16 protein-coding genes, 1 tRNA gene and 1 other RNA gene are annotated in these 17,417 nt (G+C 40.3%); 12 read left to right on the forward strand and 6 right to left on the reverse strand.

Annotation, left to right across the window (positions count from 1 at the left end; genetic code table 11):
* Window positions 1-8 precede the first annotated feature (8 nt).
* The 8 genes from METVE_RS0109175 to METVE_RS0109210 all read left to right on the forward strand — a co-directional run bounded on the left by METVE_RS0109175 (window position 9) and on the right by METVE_RS0109210 (window position 7,533).
* A complete protein-coding gene (locus METVE_RS0109175; protein WP_020168180.1) occupies window positions 9-584 on the forward strand; it encodes a flavoprotein in 576 nt (191 codons plus the stop codon).
* Window positions 585-596: 12 nt separating this feature from the next.
* Window positions 597-2,048 carry a DUF6513 domain-containing protein gene (locus METVE_RS0109180; protein ID WP_020168181.1) on the forward strand — a complete coding sequence of 484 codons (1,452 nt, stop codon included), beginning with the start codon at window positions 597-599 and terminating at the stop codon, window positions 2,046-2,048.
* A 35-nt stretch (window positions 2,049-2,083) separates the two neighbouring features.
* Complete coding sequence (locus METVE_RS0109185; RefSeq protein ID WP_020168182.1) at window positions 2,084-2,659, forward strand: DUF447 domain-containing protein; 576 nt, start codon at window positions 2,084-2,086, stop codon at window positions 2,657-2,659.
* Window positions 2,656-3,393, forward strand: coding sequence for a (5-formylfuran-3-yl)methyl phosphate synthase (locus tag METVE_RS0109190; protein WP_020168183.1), 738 nt, complete (start codon window positions 2,656-2,658; stop codon window positions 3,391-3,393). The genes METVE_RS0109185 and METVE_RS0109190 overlap by 4 nt, the downstream gene beginning before the upstream one ends.
* 93 nt (window positions 3,394-3,486) lie before the next feature.
* A complete protein-coding gene (locus METVE_RS0109195) occupies window positions 3,487-4,563 on the forward strand; it encodes an OmpA family protein (protein ID WP_020168184.1) in 1,077 nt (358 codons plus the stop codon).
* 191 nt (window positions 4,564-4,754) lie between these two features.
* Window positions 4,755-6,122: a TRZ/ATZ family hydrolase gene (locus METVE_RS0109200; RefSeq protein ID WP_020168185.1), complete on the forward strand. Its 1,368-nt coding sequence runs from the start codon at window positions 4,755-4,757 to the stop codon at window positions 6,120-6,122.
* Window positions 6,123-6,165: 43 nt separating this feature from the next.
* A complete protein-coding gene (gene ubiG / locus METVE_RS0109205; RefSeq protein ID WP_020168186.1) occupies window positions 6,166-6,864 on the forward strand; it encodes a bifunctional 2-polyprenyl-6-hydroxyphenol methylase/3-demethylubiquinol 3-O-methyltransferase UbiG in 699 nt (232 codons plus the stop codon).
* A gap of 9 nt (window positions 6,865-6,873) precedes the next feature.
* A complete protein-coding gene (locus METVE_RS0109210; RefSeq protein WP_020168187.1) occupies window positions 6,874-7,533 on the forward strand; it encodes an HAD family hydrolase in 660 nt (219 codons plus the stop codon).
* Between the two features lie 155 nt (window positions 7,534-7,688).
* Here the strand turns inward: METVE_RS0109210 and recR are convergent, their stop codons facing one another.
* The 6 genes from recR to exaC all read right to left on the reverse strand — a co-directional run bounded on the left by recR (window position 7,689) and on the right by exaC (window position 12,876).
* Complete coding sequence (recR, locus tag METVE_RS0109215; RefSeq protein ID WP_020168188.1) at window positions 7,689-8,285, reverse strand: recombination mediator RecR; 597 nt, start codon at window positions 8,283-8,285, stop codon at window positions 7,689-7,691.
* A 50-nt stretch (window positions 8,286-8,335) separates the two neighbouring features.
* Window positions 8,336-8,644, reverse strand: coding sequence for a YbaB/EbfC family nucleoid-associated protein (locus tag METVE_RS0109220; RefSeq protein WP_020168189.1), 309 nt, complete (start codon window positions 8,642-8,644; stop codon window positions 8,336-8,338).
* 144 nt (window positions 8,645-8,788) lie between these two features.
* Complete coding sequence (dnaX, locus tag METVE_RS0109225; RefSeq protein ID WP_020168190.1) at window positions 8,789-10,519, reverse strand: DNA polymerase III subunit gamma/tau; 1,731 nt, start codon at window positions 10,517-10,519, stop codon at window positions 8,789-8,791.
* A gap of 189 nt (window positions 10,520-10,708) precedes the next feature.
* Window positions 10,709-10,805: signal recognition particle sRNA small type (gene ffs / locus METVE_RS12715), an RNA gene on the reverse strand.
* A gap of 90 nt (window positions 10,806-10,895) precedes the next feature.
* A complete protein-coding gene (locus METVE_RS0109230; protein WP_020168191.1) occupies window positions 10,896-11,282 on the reverse strand; it encodes a DUF779 domain-containing protein in 387 nt (128 codons plus the stop codon).
* A gap of 73 nt (window positions 11,283-11,355) precedes the next feature.
* A complete protein-coding gene (gene exaC, locus METVE_RS0109235; protein WP_020168192.1) occupies window positions 11,356-12,876 on the reverse strand; it encodes an acetaldehyde dehydrogenase ExaC in 1,521 nt (506 codons plus the stop codon).
* A 323-nt stretch (window positions 12,877-13,199) separates the two neighbouring features.
* On the opposite strand from exaC, the gene METVE_RS0109240 reads away from it, so the two are divergent.
* The 4 genes from METVE_RS0109240 to METVE_RS0109255 all read left to right on the forward strand — a co-directional run bounded on the left by METVE_RS0109240 (window position 13,200) and on the right by METVE_RS0109255 (window position 17,333).
* Entirely contained in the window at window positions 13,200-14,435 is a 1,236-nt protein-coding gene (locus METVE_RS0109240) for an adenylate/guanylate cyclase domain-containing protein (RefSeq protein WP_020168193.1), read from the forward strand.
* Window positions 14,436-14,571: 136 nt separating this feature from the next.
* Window positions 14,572-14,661, forward strand: a tRNA-Ser gene (locus METVE_RS0109245).
* Window positions 14,662-14,883: 222 nt separating this feature from the next.
* Entirely contained in the window at window positions 14,884-15,132 is a 249-nt protein-coding gene (locus tag METVE_RS0109250) for a helix-turn-helix transcriptional regulator (RefSeq protein ID WP_020168194.1), read from the forward strand.
* Window positions 15,129-17,333, forward strand: coding sequence for a bifunctional DNA primase/polymerase (locus METVE_RS0109255; RefSeq protein ID WP_020168195.1), 2,205 nt, complete (start codon window positions 15,129-15,131; stop codon window positions 17,331-17,333). Before METVE_RS0109250 ends, METVE_RS0109255 begins: the two co-directional genes overlap by 4 nt.
* Window positions 17,334-17,417: the final 84 nt, after the last annotated feature.

The following is a 17,417-nucleotide window of genomic DNA, read 5'->3' on the forward strand; positions in this document are numbered from 1 at the left end:
CTTAATCAATGCAAATAAGGCGATTAGCTTGGGCGATTACAGGTTCTGGTCATTATCTACGGGAATGCTTAGATGTTTTACAGGCGTTCAAAAATCAAAATTTAACGCCTGTTGATATTTTCTTAAGCAAAGCTGCTGCCGAAATTATTAAGCAATATGGTTTTCAGACGCAATTAGAAGCATCAGGTCATCGTGTTTTTCAAGATAAAACTGCTAGCAGTATTCCCGTTGAATTTTTCTATCAAGGTCAATATCACACACTCGTGATTGCGCCAGCAACATCTAATACGGTTGCCAAAATGGCCTATGGTTTTTCCGATAGTTTAGTCACGAACCTATATGCGCAAGCGGGAAAAACGCGTGTAACGAGTATTGTGTTTGCTTGCGATACCATTCCAGCGCTAGGTGATGCATTTATAGAATCTGAAGCACCACGCGAAAATATCGTCAAAGTTTTTCCACGTCAAATTGATTTAGACAATGTTGCCAAGTTGTCGCAATTTGAATTAACACAAGTGGTGGATAGCATTGAGTCGCTTGAAGAGTCTATTTATAAGCGTTTGAATGCGGTTTCAATCAAATAATCTAGCGTTTAAATGAAACCCAGCAAGCCAGAGAATCTACTTTTTGTCACCGGAAAACTGGCGGAAAAAAGCTTGAATAAAGTCTTGCAAACTATCCAAACGGATACCAAAACGCCACAATTCAAATATCGCATTGAGCAAATTGGCGTTTCGGTTGCTGCCTTGATGACGCCAGACTTAATCGCGCGCAGATTAAAAGATATTGGTAATGCAGACAAAGTAATTTTGCCCGGATTATGTCAAGGCGATTTGACCGCACTGCAAGCGCAATATGGCGTGCCGATTGAGCGCGGACCAGCGGATTTAAAAGATTTACCGCAATACTTTGGCAACAAAGGTATTGCACCAGACTTAACTCAATATTCAGTGCAAATTTTTGCCGAAATCGTGGATGCGCCTGATTTAAGCGTAGATGCGATATTAAAAAAAGCGCTGCGATTTCAAGCACAGGGCGCGAATGTGATTGATTTGGGTTGTTTGCCAGGCAAATCATTTCTGCATTTAAAAGATGCGATTCAAACGCTTAAATCAGTTGGACTTAAAGTGAGTGTTGATTCTATGCATGCCGATGATTTGTTATTGGCTGGAAAATCTGGCGCAGATTACCTGTTAAGTTTGACTGAACACACACTTTGGATTGCCGATGAAGTTGCGGCTACACCGATTCTGATTCCTGCCAAGCCGGGCAATATGGCGTCGCTTTATCGTGCGATTGAACATTGTCTTAAACACAATAAACCGTTTATTGCAGATGCGATTTTAGATCCCATTCATTTTGGCTTGGCTGATTCGATTGTGCGCTATCACAAACTGCGTAAAAAATATCCGCACATTCAAATAATGATGGGCGTTGGCAATTTAACGGAATTAACCGACGCAGATACCACCGGTATTAATGCGATTTTGTTTGGCTTGATTAGTGAATTGAATATTCAAGCGGTTTTAGCTACTTCTGTGAGCGCGCATGCAGTTAATGCAATTGCCGAAGCGGATAATGCGCGCCGCGTGATGTATCGCGCAAAACTGGATGACAGATTGCCGCGTGGCTACAGCAATGGTTTGCTTGGACTGCATGATAGAAAACCTTTTCCTTATAATAAAGAAGAAATTGGCGAAATTGCTGCACAAATCAAAGATCCTAGTTTCAGGATTATGGTGAGTGAAGCGGGCGTACATGTCTATAATCGCGATGGGTTACAGCAGGATATTGACCCGTTCGCGTTTTACCCTAATTTAGGCGTGCAAAATGATGCCTCGCATGCATTTTATTTGGGTGTGGAACTGGCAAGAGCGCAAATTGCTTGGCAATTGAAAAAGCGTTATGTGCAGGATGAAGCGCTTAATTGGGGTATTTCGAGTTTGGTAGAAAAAGCAGATGACAGAAAAAGTCACCGCGAAGCTTCTTTAAAAGAAAAACGCCAAGAAAAATTAAAAGACAACAAAGAGTTACAACAAAAAATATAAAAATAAATACTAGGAAAAACAAAAAAGTCCAAATAATGATTTTCGAAACCATTATCACCACGATTAACCCAGAGGCGGAACCGCATGTGACGCCTTTTGGTGTACGCTATGAAGGCGAAAATGTGGTCATTTCCCCTTACAAACCATCGACAACTTTAAGCAATATATTAGCCACTAAGCATGCTGTAATGAATTTAACCGACGATGTGCGCGTTTTCGCTGCCGCGCTAACTAATCGACAAGCTTGGCAATTATTGCCTGCTAATAAGGTGAATGGTTTTAGACTGAAAAACTGTCTTGAACATGTAGAGTTGGCGTTAATTGAAGTGCGTGACGATGCTGTTAGACCGCAGCTGGTGATGCAGAGAATATACACACAACATCATCAAGTGTTTAATGGTTTTAATCGCGCGCAGGCAGCGGTAATAGAGCTTGCGGTTTTAGTGAGCCGCTTGCACATGTTGCCAACAGTAAAAATACAAGCCGAAATGCAATATCTGCAAATTGCAATCGACAAAACCGCAGGTGAAAATGAACTGCAGGCTTGGGGTTGGTTGGTGGAGAAAGTAAGCCAATTTTACGCGCAGTCAAATACTAGAAAAGACAAATGACACAGCTACTGATTAGCGTTAAGAATGTTGAAGAGGCTTTAATTACATTAGCGTGTGGCGTGGATATTATTGATTTAAAAGATCCGAATATTGGCGCTTTAGGCGCGCTGGATATAAATACTAGTCGAGAAATTTTACAAAAAATTCATCAATCTAAACAGTTAACTCGCATACAAAATTTGCCATTTACCAGCGCCACAGTGGGTGAATCACATGCAAATATAACAGAGCTGATAAAAGCCGTTGATGCAAGAATCAAAATAGGCGTCGATATTATTAAAATATCCGTGTCTAGTTTATTGAGTGAGGTAGGTTCTATTTTGGATGCTGAGCTAATGGCTAATATTACTTCATCCAAACAGGTTAAGTTTATAGCCGTATTTTTCGCAGATCAGCCTATTGATTTAACTTTGCTTGAAAAGCTAAAAAGTCATGGCTTTTATGGCGCCATGATTGACACCCATGAAAAGCAGAAAAATTTGCTGGAAATTTGCACTTTATCGACTTTACAAATGTTTACACAAATTTGTCAAAAAAATGACTTAAAATCTGGTTTAGCTGGATCATTAAAACCACAACATGTAGGAGCTTTGGCTACTATCAGCCCATCCTATATTGGTTTTAGAGGCGGCGTATGCACGGAAGGCGTTCGAAAGAGCAGCTTAATGCAAAGTAAAGTAGTAAATGTGCAAGCAATGTTGCAAGAACACAACAAAATCAAAGTTAGCGTGTAGTTAAGCATGCCTTTAGCGTTGCATAGTTAAGGTGGTTTAAGTATAGTTCGTGTGTGGACGTCAGTATGTTTGTTTTTAACTAGGAGTTTAATAATGAAAAAGAATTTAGTTGGTCTAGCTGTTGCAGCTACACTTAGTTTAACTGCTCTAGCAGTTTCTGCAGAAGATTTATACCGTGGTGCTTGGTATGCAGTACCAGGTGTTACTTATTTACACCCAGATAGCGACTTAGAAGCCGACAATGGTGTACATGGTGGCTTTATCAGCATTGGTAAAGAATTAAGCCCAAGCTGGGATTTACAAGGTCGTTTAGGTTATAACCGTGCTGATGAAGATACTGGTATTGCTGGTGCTAGCGGTAAATACAAACAAACTACATTGGGTTTAGACGCATTGTATATGTTCAGTCGTGAAAAATTCCGTCCATTCTTACTTGCTGGTGTTGGCGCAGCTCGTAACAACGTAGACTACTCAGGTGTAGGTATTGGCGACAAAACTAAAACATCTTTACTAGCTAATGTGGGTTTGGGTGCTCAGTATCTATTTAATGATAAGTTTGGTTTACAGGCTGATTTACGTCATCAGTGGAGCAGATTAGATGCTAAATCATCAACAAACAATTTTGATGCAGACAAAACAATTGGCAACACATTGTTCAACGTAGGTGCTATTTTCCGTTTCGGTGCTCCAGCAGTAGTTGTTGCTGATGCAGCTCCAGAACCAGCTCCAATTGCTGCAGCAGAACCAGCACCAGAACCAGTTGCAGCTTGTGTACCACAAACTGAAACAATTACTGTTGAAGCAGAAAAATTATTCGGTTTTGATAAAGCAAATATCAATGATGAAGGCAAGGCTGCTTTAGATGAAGCTGCTGCAAAAATCAAAGCAAACCCTGTTATCAATGCAGTGATTGTAACTGGTCACACTGATCGTATTGGTACAGATGCTTACAACCAAAAACTATCAGAGCGTCGTGCTGCACAAGTTAAAGAATACTTGACTGCACAAGGTGTTGATCAGTCTATTATCCAAACAATCGGTAAAGGCGAGTCAGAGCCAGTTGTTCAGTGCGTTGGCAACAAGAAAACTAAATCTTTAGTTTCTTGCTTAAATCCTAACCGTCGTGTTACGATTCAAGCTGAAGGTAAAAAAGAAGTTGGTTGCAACTAAGATTTAATTCTTAAACTTAGAGCACATTAATTAAATTTTAATTAAGTAAAAAGCCCCGCAATGCGGGGCTTTTTATTGCCTGATATTATTGCTTAGTATTTATAAAAAATTGATATTTATAGACTGCCATTAGTTGTCAGTTAATTTAATGTGATCAATTTATCGGGAAAATTTGTCGTTATAATAGTCGCATGAAACAATCTGTTGATTTAATTATTGAAGCACGCTGGTTGCTACCAATTATTCCGCGTAATAAGCTATTAGAAAATCAAGCTGTAGTAATCCTGTCTGGAAAAATCATTGATATTTGTGGTTTTAATGAAGCTAATCAACAATATGAACCTCAAGAGCGTGTTCAACTAGGTGAACATATATTGATGCCAGGTTTGATCAATTTACATGCGCATGCTGCAATGAACTTAATGCGTGGATTAGCCGATGATTTACCGTTAATGCCATGGCTAGAACAGCATATTTGGCCTGCGGAACAAAAGCTGTTGTCAGCCAGTTTTGTTTACGACGGTACGCTATTAGCATGTGCGGAAATGCTAAGTGGCGGTATAACAACATTTAGTGATATGTATTTTTATCCAGAAGCGGCGGCAGAGGCAAGTATTAAAATTGGCATGCGTGCTAATTTGGGGTTGGTGGTGCTGGAGTTTGCTACCAAATATGCGAATGGTGCTGAAAGTTATATAGACAAAGGCACACAAGCGCGCGATTCTTTTAAAAATGAATCGCTTATTACATTCAGTTTTGCGCCACATGCGCCTTACACGGTAAGCGACGCAACATTCGAGCAAATTAATACCTTAAGTGCGCAGCTTAATATCGGGTTGCACACACATTTGCATGAAACTTTAGCGGAAATTACGCAAAGTGAACAAGCTTACGGCATGCGTCCGTTAGCACGTTTGGCCAAGCTTGGTCTGTTAGATGCAGCAACAACTTTTGCTCATTGTGTGCATTTAAACGATATTGAAATACAATTATTGGCGGAAAATGGCTGCAGTATTGCGCATTGTCCTACTTCAAACCTCAAATTAGGTTCTGGCATTGCACCGATTGCCGATTGCGCAGTGCAGGGTATTAACATTGGATTAGGCACGGATAGTGCAGCCAGCAATAATCGATTGGATCTGTTTGCAGAGATGCGACTTGCAGCTTTGCTGGCAAAAGGCTCTAACCATGATGCGACGGCTATTTCAGCTTATCAAGCTTTAGAAATGGCAACCATTAATGGCGCAAAAGCATTGGGATTAGATGAACAGATTGGCTCGATTGAGATTGGTAAACTGGCTGATTTAACGGCGGTGAAGTTAAGTGATATCAACATGCAACCATGCTTTGACCCTATATCGCATTTAGTTTATGTGGCAGGTCGTGAACAAGTGAGTCACGTTTGGGTGAATGGCGATTTAAAGTATTACAAACCGAACAGTAGTGAAGGTGTCTACAGTCACGCTGAGCCGCAAGAGTTGATAGAGATTGTTGCTAAGTGGCAAAACAAAGTGGCAGAATTTAAAGCGACTTCGCAAGAATCTTTACTTAACTCATAACTGTCCATTAATCTTGAGTCATTAATTAAATAAGCGAATTTTTATGTCTAATTACGATACTGCCGAACTAAATAAATTTAGTGAATTAGCCCATAAATGGTGGGATAAGACCAGTGAGTTTAAGCCTTTGCACGACATTAACCCTTTACGTTTGAACTACGTTGACCAAGCGGTTTCTTTAGCAGGAAAAACAGTATTGGATGTAGGTTGTGGCGGCGGTATCTTAAGTGAATCAATGGCAGAAAAGGGCGCGATTGTTACTGGGATCGATTTAGGCGAAAAAGCGCTTAAAGTCGCGCAATTGCACAGCTTGGAAACAGGTATAAATGTCAATTATAGACTAGTGGCGGTTGAGCAATTGGCAGAAGAAGTGCCTGCGAGTTTTGATGTGATTACTTGCCTTGAAATGTTGGAGCACGTGCCAAACCCGGCCAGTATTGTGCAAGCCTGCGCAAAACTGGTTAAGCCTGGCGGACATGTGTTTTTCTCTACCATTAACCGCAATGCAAAAGCCTACGTGTTTGCTGTTATTGGAGCAGAGTATGTGTTGAATATGTTACCAAAAGGCACGCATGATTATGCTAAATTTCTTAAGCCTTCTGAACTGGCTGGCTATATTAGAAATACGGATCTCACGTTGCAACACCAAATTGGCATGAGTTATAACCCCATCACAAAACGCTATTGGTTAGATGATGATGTTTCTGTTAATTACATGATGTACACCATTAAAACTAAATAGGTTATTGAATTGATTCACACAGTTTTGTTTGATTTAGACGGTACGCTTGTCGATACCGCACCAGACCTTGGTCATGCGCTGAACATTCAGCTTGCTAGACATGGCAAATCAACTTTAAGCGATACAGTCATTCGACCTTTCGCATCACACGGTTCACGCGGGTTGATTGGTTTGGGTTTCGGCATTACGCCTGCTGATAGCTGTTTTTTAGCATTGCGTGATGAGTATCTAAGTATTTATGACAGCGTATTTTTGCGTAGCCCTGTTTTTTTAGAAGGCATTGCAGATTTATTGCAAGTGATTGAAAATAAATCCATCAAATGGGGAATCGTCACGAATAAACCGCGCCGATTTACACAGCCTTTAATTAAAAGTATGGGTTTGAATAAGCGGGCGGCTTGCGTAGTAAGTGGAGATGATGCGCCGCAACCAAAGCCATCTCCAGCGACACTTTTAATGGCTTGTGAACAGATGCATGTTAATCCAGAAAATTGTATTTACATAGGCGATGCGGAGCGCGACATTCAAGCGGGGAGAGCTGCTGGCATGCAAACGGCGGTTGCTTTGTTTGGATATATCGATGTGACTGATAAACCGCAAGATTGGGGTGCGGATGTGATGTTGCGTAAACCTATGGATTTATTAGACTTAATCGCTTTTGAAAGCTAAGCTTTAAGTCATCTAAAGCTAATTCAAAATTAATCTTAAGCTTGGTTTTTAGTTTAAAACTACATCATTAACGTTAAGTTTGTACTAAAAAATAGTTAACTAGAAAACTGGTTAACTATTTGAATTAAAGATTTTAAGAACAAAAAAGTGTTAAGTTAAAGCTGTTTTCTGCCAAGTAGCGCCATCGACAGCGTTCCGCTATCTACATATTCAATCTCACCACCCATTGGCAAGCCACGCGCAATGCGGCTTACTGTAATGCCACGTGTTTTAAGCAACTCGCTAATATAATGCGCAGTTGCCTCGCCTTCTACCGTGTAATTTGTCGCTAGAATCACTTCGCTAATTACACCATCTTGTGCGCGTTTAATTAATTTATCCAAATTAATTTCTTTTGGACCAATGCCATCCAATGGCGATAATCGACCCATCAGTACAAAATACATGCCGCTATAAGAGTGCGTTTGTTCCATCATCATCAAATCAGTAGGCATTTCAATCACGCATAATTGCGATTGCTCACGTTTGTCAGAGGCACATAAAGGGCAGATAGGCGTTTCAGAAAAGTTATTACACAACGTGCAATGCCCTAATGCTTGTAATGCATTTTCTAAACTATTGCCTAATTTAGCCGCACCTTTTCTATCGCGTTGCAAAAGATAATATGCCATGCGTAAGGCGGATTTTGGCCCAACGCCAGGCAAGCAACGCAACGAATCAATTAATTGCTCAAGCGCGGGTGGATTTTTCAATGCAGAAACTTTGAGTAAAGTGGATTGGAGTTTTTAAAGATTAAAGCATATTAAAACGGTAATTTAAAGCCAGCTGGCATCATGCCGCTCATACGCGCATTTGATGTCGCTTCACCTTTTGCCCTTGCATCATTTAAGGCAATCAACAATAAATCCTCTAAAGTTTCCCTATCGTCCATCGCAGCATCGTCAATCGTCACACGTTTTACCACGTTGTTACAGGTCATGCTTATTTTAACCAAACCACTGCTCGCAACACCTTCTACCAGCGTTTCCGCTAGTTCGGCTTGTGCTTTTTGCATATTCGCTTGCATTTGTTGGGCTTGTTTCATCATATTGCCCATGCCGCCTTTCATCATACTTTTCTCCTTTATATATATTGAAACTTTTAAACTTTTAAATCAGGCGAGGCGGCGTGGCCAAAATGGAGCGTAGCATACGTGTTTGTATGTGAGCGAACATTTTTGTTACGGTAACGATGCACGATGACAAAGTTTAAAATTTTAAATAGGTTTTATTGAGTTGGGGATTATTGTCGCACCAAAGTCAGTCATCAACGCTTGCACAAAACTATCTTGCATAATCGCTGCTTCTGCTGCGCCTTGTACTGTGGCTTTTTCTGCTGCATTTTGCTTAGCTGGCGTGATGATTTCCGCTTCATGCTCGCTACCGACCTCAACAGTTAACTTAATTTTTTTGCCAAAATGTTGGTTAATGGCGCTGGATAACTTGTCTTGATAACTCGCACTAATTAAATGTTTCTGATTTTCTGCAACGCGCAAGGTGATACTGTTTTCGTCATAATTAACCATCTCACAATTTTGTGCCAGTGCACGTGCAAGCCCTAGCTTCAAATTTTGTTCAACTAATCTGCGCCAATTACCATCGAAATTACTATTTGCTGCGCTAGTATTTTCTATGTTTTCCGTATCTGAATCGTTGTTGCGTTGTTCACTCGTGCTATTTTCAATAGAGATTATTGCATTTGTTTGAAGAGGCGGTTCAGCAATGCGCGAGGCATTCATTTGTGAATCAGAACGTTGTAAATCAGGCTGTTTTTCAACCGGATTAGGCGCTGTGCTAATTGTTGGTTTTGATGCCAACTGTTGTGTTGAAACAGCAGATTTTGGCTGGTTAGCCGTTAGTTTTTCATGTGGCGAAAAAGCTAACATGCGTAGTAAACTCATCGTGAACCCAGCATATTCGTCTGGCGCCAAACCAATATCACGGCGACCAAGCAATGCGATTTGATAATATAGCTGCAATGTTTCAGCAGGCAGTTTTGTGGCTAAATCACTTAAAAGTGCATGTTCTGGATGATCACCTGCAATGCTGTTTGGTACTGTTTGAATGACGGCAATTTGATGCAGAATATTGGCTAAATCATTCAAAGCTGCCTCAAACGCGATATTGCGCATTTGCATGGATAACGCTTTTTCAATTAATCCTGCGCCATCTTGGTTAATTAACGCATACAAAATATCAAATAAATAAGTCTGATCAATTGCGCCCAACATGCTGCGTACCTCAGCCTCATTCACGGTTTGATTGCCGTATGCAATGGCTTGGTCTGTCAGTGATAACGCATCGCGCATGCTGCCTGCAGCAGCGCGCGCAATTAGATTGATTGCAGTTGGCTCGTAACTGATACTTTCTTGCGCGAGCACATTTTGTAAATGCTCAGTAATGGTGATACTTGCCATTTGCCTTAAATTAAACTGCAAGCAACGCGATAGCACGGTCACAGGTACTTTTTGCGGGTCAGTAGTCGCTAATATGAATTTAACGTGCGATGGCGGCTCTTCTAGCGTTTTAAGCATGGCATTAAACGCGCTTTTGGATAGCATGTGTACTTCATCAATAATGTACACTTTAAAACGACCAACAGTAGGTGCGTATTGTGCGTTATCCAGCAGTTCACGCATCGCATCTACTTGTGTATTCGATGCTGCATCTACTTCCAGCAAATCCACAAAACGGCCGCGATCAATCTCTGTGCAGGCGTTACAAACCCCACAAGGCGTGGCAGTGATACCCGTTTCACAATTCAATGATTTGGCTAAAATCCGCGCAATAGTTGTTTTGCCAACGCCGCGTGTGCCAGTGAACAAATACGCATGATGCAGCCGTTGTTGTGTCAATGCATTGGTTAATGCGCGCACTACATGTGGTTGGCCAACTAAGGTATCAAAAGATTTGGGGCGGTATTTTCGTGCTAAAACGATATATGACATAAGCGAGACTTTAGCCTAAAAAATGGATTTCGTCTAAGCCAAAATGTAGAGGTTAGTGCTAAAAAATTATTTAAATAATGTAGATGCAAAGCGTACGGAACGCAGAAACTGGAATGTACAATTGGTACATGAGGATTTCGAGTACCAAGTAACGCCGCAGATAAATAGTTGAAATGCATTTTTTTAAGAAGAGGCGAGCCAAACCCCCGGCACTTGCTTAATAGTTGTGGCTGCTTGCTTCCGCATCTGACCAGATTGGCTACTTTACAATGCGGGGAGGCCCGCCAGACGGTATTTTACCTTAATTCTATAATCCACCAATAAAAATTGTGCATTTAAATTGGTTAAGTATTCACGAGATTTAAACTTTAAACCTCTATGCATAGCCTGCACGTTGCACAGGCGGCAAGGCCGCAAGCTCTTCGTCAGAATACAAACGTCCTTGTGTGATAAACGCAAATCCACTGCCACAATCCAATGAAAATGAGCCGCTAGAACCAGGTTGTGCATCTAATATAGTGTGCATGTTTTCTGCAAACGTAAAGTGGCTATCACCCATATAAAAAGTAGCTTTTTTTTCTGTGCCTAATACGCCCAATATGACATCGGATGCGCTGGCGTGAAACTCATTTTTTGGCATGCATAATGGGCCGCTGCCTTCACAACAACCGCCCGATTGTAAGAAGATGATTTCGCCATGCTCTGCAGTGAGCTTGTCAATCAGTGCTAGCGCTGGTGGTGTTGCAGATAAACGTTCTGCCATTTCTATTTCTCCAAATATAAAGGGGCGAGAATAAACCCGCCCCTTTATTTACTCATACACGATTAGCTAAAAACTAGAAGAAGCCTAATTTATTAGGGTTGTAACTCACTAATAAGTTCTTAGTTTGTTGATAGTGATCCAACATCATTTTGTGATTTTCGCGACCAATACCAGACTCTTTATAACCACCGAATGCAGCATGAGCAGGGTAGGCGTGGTAACAGTTGGTCCACACACGTCCTGCTTTAATGCCACGGCCCATGCGATAAGCGGTTGTACCGTTACGGCTCCAAACACCAGCGCCTAAACCAAAAATAGTGTCATTAGCGATGGCTAACGCATCGGCTTCATCTTTAAATGTTGTTACAGCAAGCACTGGGCCAAAAATCTCTTCTTGGAAAACACGCATTTTATTATGGCCTTTTAATAAAGTCGGCTGCACATAATAGCCATCTGCAAAGTCACCTTTTAATACATTACGGTTACCGCCAATTAACACTTCCGCTCCTTCTTGTTTACCAATATCAATGTAATTCATAATTTTGTTCAATTGGTCTTGTGAAGCTTGCGCGCCAAGCATAGTGTTTGGATCTAGCGGATTGCCTTGTTTAATCGCAGCCACACGTTTTAATACACGCTCCATAAATTTATCGTAAATGGATTCTTGGATAATCGCGCGTGATGGGCAAGTGCAAACTTCACCTTGGTTGAATGCGAACAATACCAAGCCTTCAATTGCTTTATCAAAGAATGCGTCATCTTCATCCATGATATCGGCAAAGAAAATGTTAGGTGATTTGCCACCTAGTTCAAGCGTAGCTGGAATCAGATTGCTCGCGGCTGCTTGTGCAATTGCACGGCCAGTAGCAGTTGAGCCTGTGAAACCGATTTTAGCGATACGCTTGCTGTTAGCCAATGGCGCGCCAACTTCGCGACCGTAACCATTCACGATATTAATCACGCCTGGCGGAACTAAATCACCAATCACTTCCATCAAAATCAAGATAGAAAGTGGTGTGAATTCAGCGGGTTTTAATACGACACAGTTACCTGCAGCTAATGCTGGTGCCAGTTTCCAAGCAGCCATTAGAATAGGGAAATTCCAAGGGATAATTTGACCAACAACGCCTAGTGGCTCATGAAAATGATAAGCAACTGTATCGTGATCGATTTCGCTGATGCCGCCTTCTTGTGCGCGAATGGCGCCTGCGAAGTAGCGGAAATGATCCACAGTTAACGGAATATCTGCATTCAGTGTTTCGCGGATTGGTTTGCCGTTATCAATCGTATCGGCAGTTGCAATTAACTCTAAATTTGCTTCAATTCTATCAGCGATCTTAAGCAAGATATTAGAGCGTTCCGTAGTTGAAGTCTTGCCCCATTTTTCAAATGCTTTATGAGCCGCATCTAATGCCAATTCAACATCTTCTGCGCTAGAGCGAGCCGCTTGTGTATAAACTTTGCCCGTAATTGGCGTAATCACATCAAAATATTCACCTTTAACGGGAGCAACCCATTTACCGCCGATGAAATTATCGTATTTGGCTTTGTAAGGTATTTTCACGCCAAGGCCTTTTAGTAAATCTAAACTCATGCTAACTCCTCTAGTTTTTCTATTGTTAATATAGTTTTTCTATCTGTAAAACCGCATTGCTTCGTTAGTGTTTTATGATATGTGAAAGTTCACAAGGTTATATGTATGCATTTGTTAATAAAGACTTTTTTGTCTTTTTTGCAAAGCATTTACCAGCAATTGGTTGAGTTAAACAATAAACCTTAGTTGTGTGCAAATCAAGCATAAATCATCTTTTATAGTTTAAATTTATTCTTAAGCTATAGCGGACAAATGCCGCATAAGCTATAGTTTGCGCATTAGAAGAATGTTAACTTTATAATTAGTAAGGTAAAAACGCATTTATGTCTGATTCGTCAGCAGTTTTTGGAATTGCCACGAGGGAGTTCTGGCACAATATCAGTCATCCAACCGACTCTACTATCGGTAAAGCTATCCTTTCTATTTTAGTTTTCGCTGAAAGTTTAGTGTGTATATTTTGGATATTCACGCTTTCAGGCCTAGGCGAAGGCTATGCAATAATGGCAGCCGTGCCATACGCTTACATTATTCTTTCATACGCCAGTTTATTAGTTTTCTACCGCACCAAGAAATTCGAATACTTCACTTTCACGCAGCTAGTCATGTTGTTGGTGATGCCATTTTTCATGCAATGGGCGATCGGCGGATATGAAGCTTCTAGCGGAATTGCCATTTGGGCAATCTTGTCACCGATTGGTGCATTGATGATCTTAGGCACAAAACAATCTACACCTTGGTTTATTTTGTTCGCTTTTTTAGCTGGTCTATCCTGGAAACTTAACTACTTATTTGCAGGCAATTCTTTGCCGATTCCCGCGCACGTAAAAGATACTTTCTTCTTGATGAATATCATGGGCACGGCTTGTATTTTGTATGCAGTGATGCGCTATTTTCAAAGCCAAAAAGAACGCACCTTGCATGAGCTTGAATTAGAGCAGGAGCGCTCAGAGAAATTGTTACTGAACATCCTGCCAAAATCAATCGCTAATCGCCTAAAAGAGAATGATATGCGCATCGCAGATAGCCATGATGCGGTGACCATTCTATTTGCAGATATTGTCGACTTTACCAAGTTAACTGCCACCATGCCGCCAGCAGAGTTAGTCGATTTGTTAAGCCAACTGTTTTCTCGTTTTGATAAATTGGCCGATCAATATGGTTTGGAAAAGATAAAAACCATCGGCGATGGTTATATGGTCGTAGGCGGCGCGCCTGTTTATTTAGACGACCATGCCAATATTATTGCGCATTTGGCCTTACAAATGCAGGAAGACTTAGCGCTATTTAATCGGCAAATTGATAAACAATTACAAATGCGTATTGGCATCAGCAGTGGACCAGTGGTTGCTGGTGTTATCGGCACCAGCAAATTTGCCTACGATATTTGGGGCGATCCAGTCAATATGGCTAGCCGCATGGAAAAAAACGGATTGCCTGGCATGATTCAAGTGAGCGAATTTACCTATGATTTAATCAAAGACAGGCATGTTTTTGAAGCGCGCGGTTTAATACCGATTAAAGGCAAAGGCAAGGTCAATACTTATATTCTTAAAGCCTAATTGATTAGGTTTGGTATTAAGCTAAATTATTGATGTAATTATAAGGTTAAGTCGCTTTGTCATCGTTTACGTATCGTATATAATCCGCCGCTCAAGTAAATGCATAATTGATCATCATTTTGCATTCACCTGTTTCGGAGAGATGGATGAGCGGTTTAAGTCACCACCCTGGAAAGGTGGCACAGGGTTTACCCTGTCGAGAGTTCGAATCTCTCTCTCTCCGCCATAAATAATTGCTAAACCCCATTATCTATTAGATATTGGGGTTTTTTGTTTTAATCCGACCCTTTATAAGACCCTTTCAAGAGTTTCGTAGTATTTCACCACCATAGTTTTTTATTTCTTCCAACGGCAAATTTTTTACTTTTTTTTGACCGTATTCCAACTGATTACAAATATATAAATTTCTCACATCCGATTTGGATTTTTTGTTAAAAAGGAGTGCGAGATGTTAATCAACATTAATAAAGTAATGGAATTATTTGGTGTAAAAAAATCAGCTATATACAAAATGATTTCTGATGGTGTTTTACCTGCACCAATAAAAGTTGGTGGATCATCTAGATGGCTATCAAATGAAATTGAGGATGCTGTGAATTCTATGATAGCTCGTAGAAATGAATCTAAAACAAAATCCACGCGTAGAGGTCGTCCACCTCGTTTCATAGCTAAAGCTAATCAACAGGTGATGCTATGAAAAATTTAGAATTCAAAAATACAGTTTTAGTAGAAGCAAAAAACTACATAAATATTGGTTGGCATGTATTCCCAGTGCATTCAATTGATGTCAACGGCAAATGCACCTGCGGAGATGCAATTTGTTCTAATGCTGGTAAACATCCACGTATACCTCAAGGTCTCAAAGGAGCTAGCACTGATTTATCTCAAATAAATAAATGGTTTGGAGGTGAAGCACCTTTATCAAATATAGGCCTAGTAACAGGTGAGATTTCAAATCTTACCGTAATAGACATTGATATTGGGGAAGACAAATTCGGGGCAGAAAGTTGGGCGGAAGCCATTAGTGAACATGGTGAGCCACAAACTCTTATTGCTCAAACTGGATCAGGGGGAATGCATGTATTGTTTAAATATAATTCTGCTTTAAAAACTTCTACAAACGTTTTAGGTAGCGGTATAGATTGCCGCAATGATGGAGGCTATATTGTCGCTGCTCCATCCCGACATCGTTCAGGCGGAATATATCAATGGGTTAATTGGGGTATGGAACTGGCAATATTACCAGCACATCTTTCTAGACCTATAGGGACAACGGGTAAATCCAAAAATAACCAAATTCGTTTTAATAAATACACCTTAGAGCAAGTTGAATCAATGCTAGATCTTATACCTTCAGAAGATAGAGATATATGGAGAGCAGTGGGGATAATCTTGGGAAGAGAGTTCAAACTATCTGATGATGCATGGAGCATTTATGTTACTTGGTCAGAGAAAACTGGGGCTAAGAAAGGTCGTAATCATGACAAAATTATGCATGAAGCTTTCTATACACTCAGCCAAGAGCAGGCAGAAAAAGAACTGACTATCGGAACGGTCTCTAAATTGGCTATTGAGAACGGTTGGGCGCCATTACAAGGTAAAGTTCCAGTTGAAAATTTTGTTTATCTAGCAGAGTCCAACAAGTTTTTATACAAAATAAATCGTGGGCTTTGGATTGAACCAGCAGTAAATGCGGCTGTTTCTAAAGTTAACTTTGAAGGAAAAATTATCCTTGCATCGGAGTGGCTAAAAACAAATCGACTTATCAGTTCATTGACTTGTGATCCTTCACTTATAGAGGATTACTTACAAGGATATGATTTAAGTAATGGGGAGTTAATCCAATCTAAAGGTTCGATATTCAATACATATAGGCACCCCACGATAATCTCGGGTGATGCATCTTTAGCTAAACCATTCATTGAGCATATTGATAAGCTTTTCAATAAAGAAGGTGATGCTGAACAGTTTCTAAATTATATGGCTCACAGAGTTCAGAAACCCGCTGAAAAACCGAGATTTGCTTTACTAATTGGCGGAGGGCAGGGGGTTGGAAAAGATACGGCTGTAGAAATGTGCATTCCTGCTATAGGCTCATGGAACGTGGCAAATATTGAGCCTAACCACTTAGAAAGTGCATTTAATGAGCATGCTGCGAGCACTTTGGTCAGGATAAATGAGGCAGCCAATCTTCAAGAAATGTCACGCTGGGCATTCAATGAAAAAACCAAAGTTTTAATAGCGGGTTTACCTGATATTTGTATGATCAATCAAAAATATGGTCAAAAATATTCCGTCAAATTATTTTGTGGCGTAATTATAACCACAAATCACTTGTTAAATGGCTTACACATACCGCCAGATGATAGAAGATATGACGTTATAGATTGTGCAACATATCAAGAGATGGGATTTAAAAATTTAGACGAAAAAGGTTTATATTTCGATTCTCTATGGAATTGGTTTAATAATGAAAGGGGTAGTCAGCATATTGCTGCGTACTTGCGGGAAAAAGATATTAGTAAATTTTCTGCTGCAAATGGTCAAAGAAGAACTAAAGCGCATCAATCCATAATAATGGTTGAATTGGAGCAGTATGGATGGTTTTTTGATATCGTCAATGAATTAGGTTCCCCAGATTTTATAAGCGTTCCTAAGATAAAAAAAATGGCAGAAAGAAATGGAGAAATTGATACCTCTAAAATCAGTCAATTTCAAATGAAAATTAAGCATGCAGCAACTGCAGCAGATTATGTTAGGTATGGAAATCCTAATAACAAAGAAGGTCGATGGAATATATCTGGTATCAATACTGGGGTCGTAATCTATGCTAAAAGAGAAATAGGTCTGGGTAAGGATCCCCGTGAGATTATTAAAAACCAATTAGAGAGGTTTTAAATTTACTCCCCCGCACTAACCCGTAGTAAATTTTCTTAAACGGTTTTTCTTTAAGGAATATATATTTTTAATGGTCACGGGGTA

This window comes from Methylotenera versatilis 79 (genome assembly GCF_000384375.1).
GTDB lineage: Bacteria > Pseudomonadota > Gammaproteobacteria > Burkholderiales > Methylophilaceae > Methylotenera_A > Methylotenera_A versatilis_B.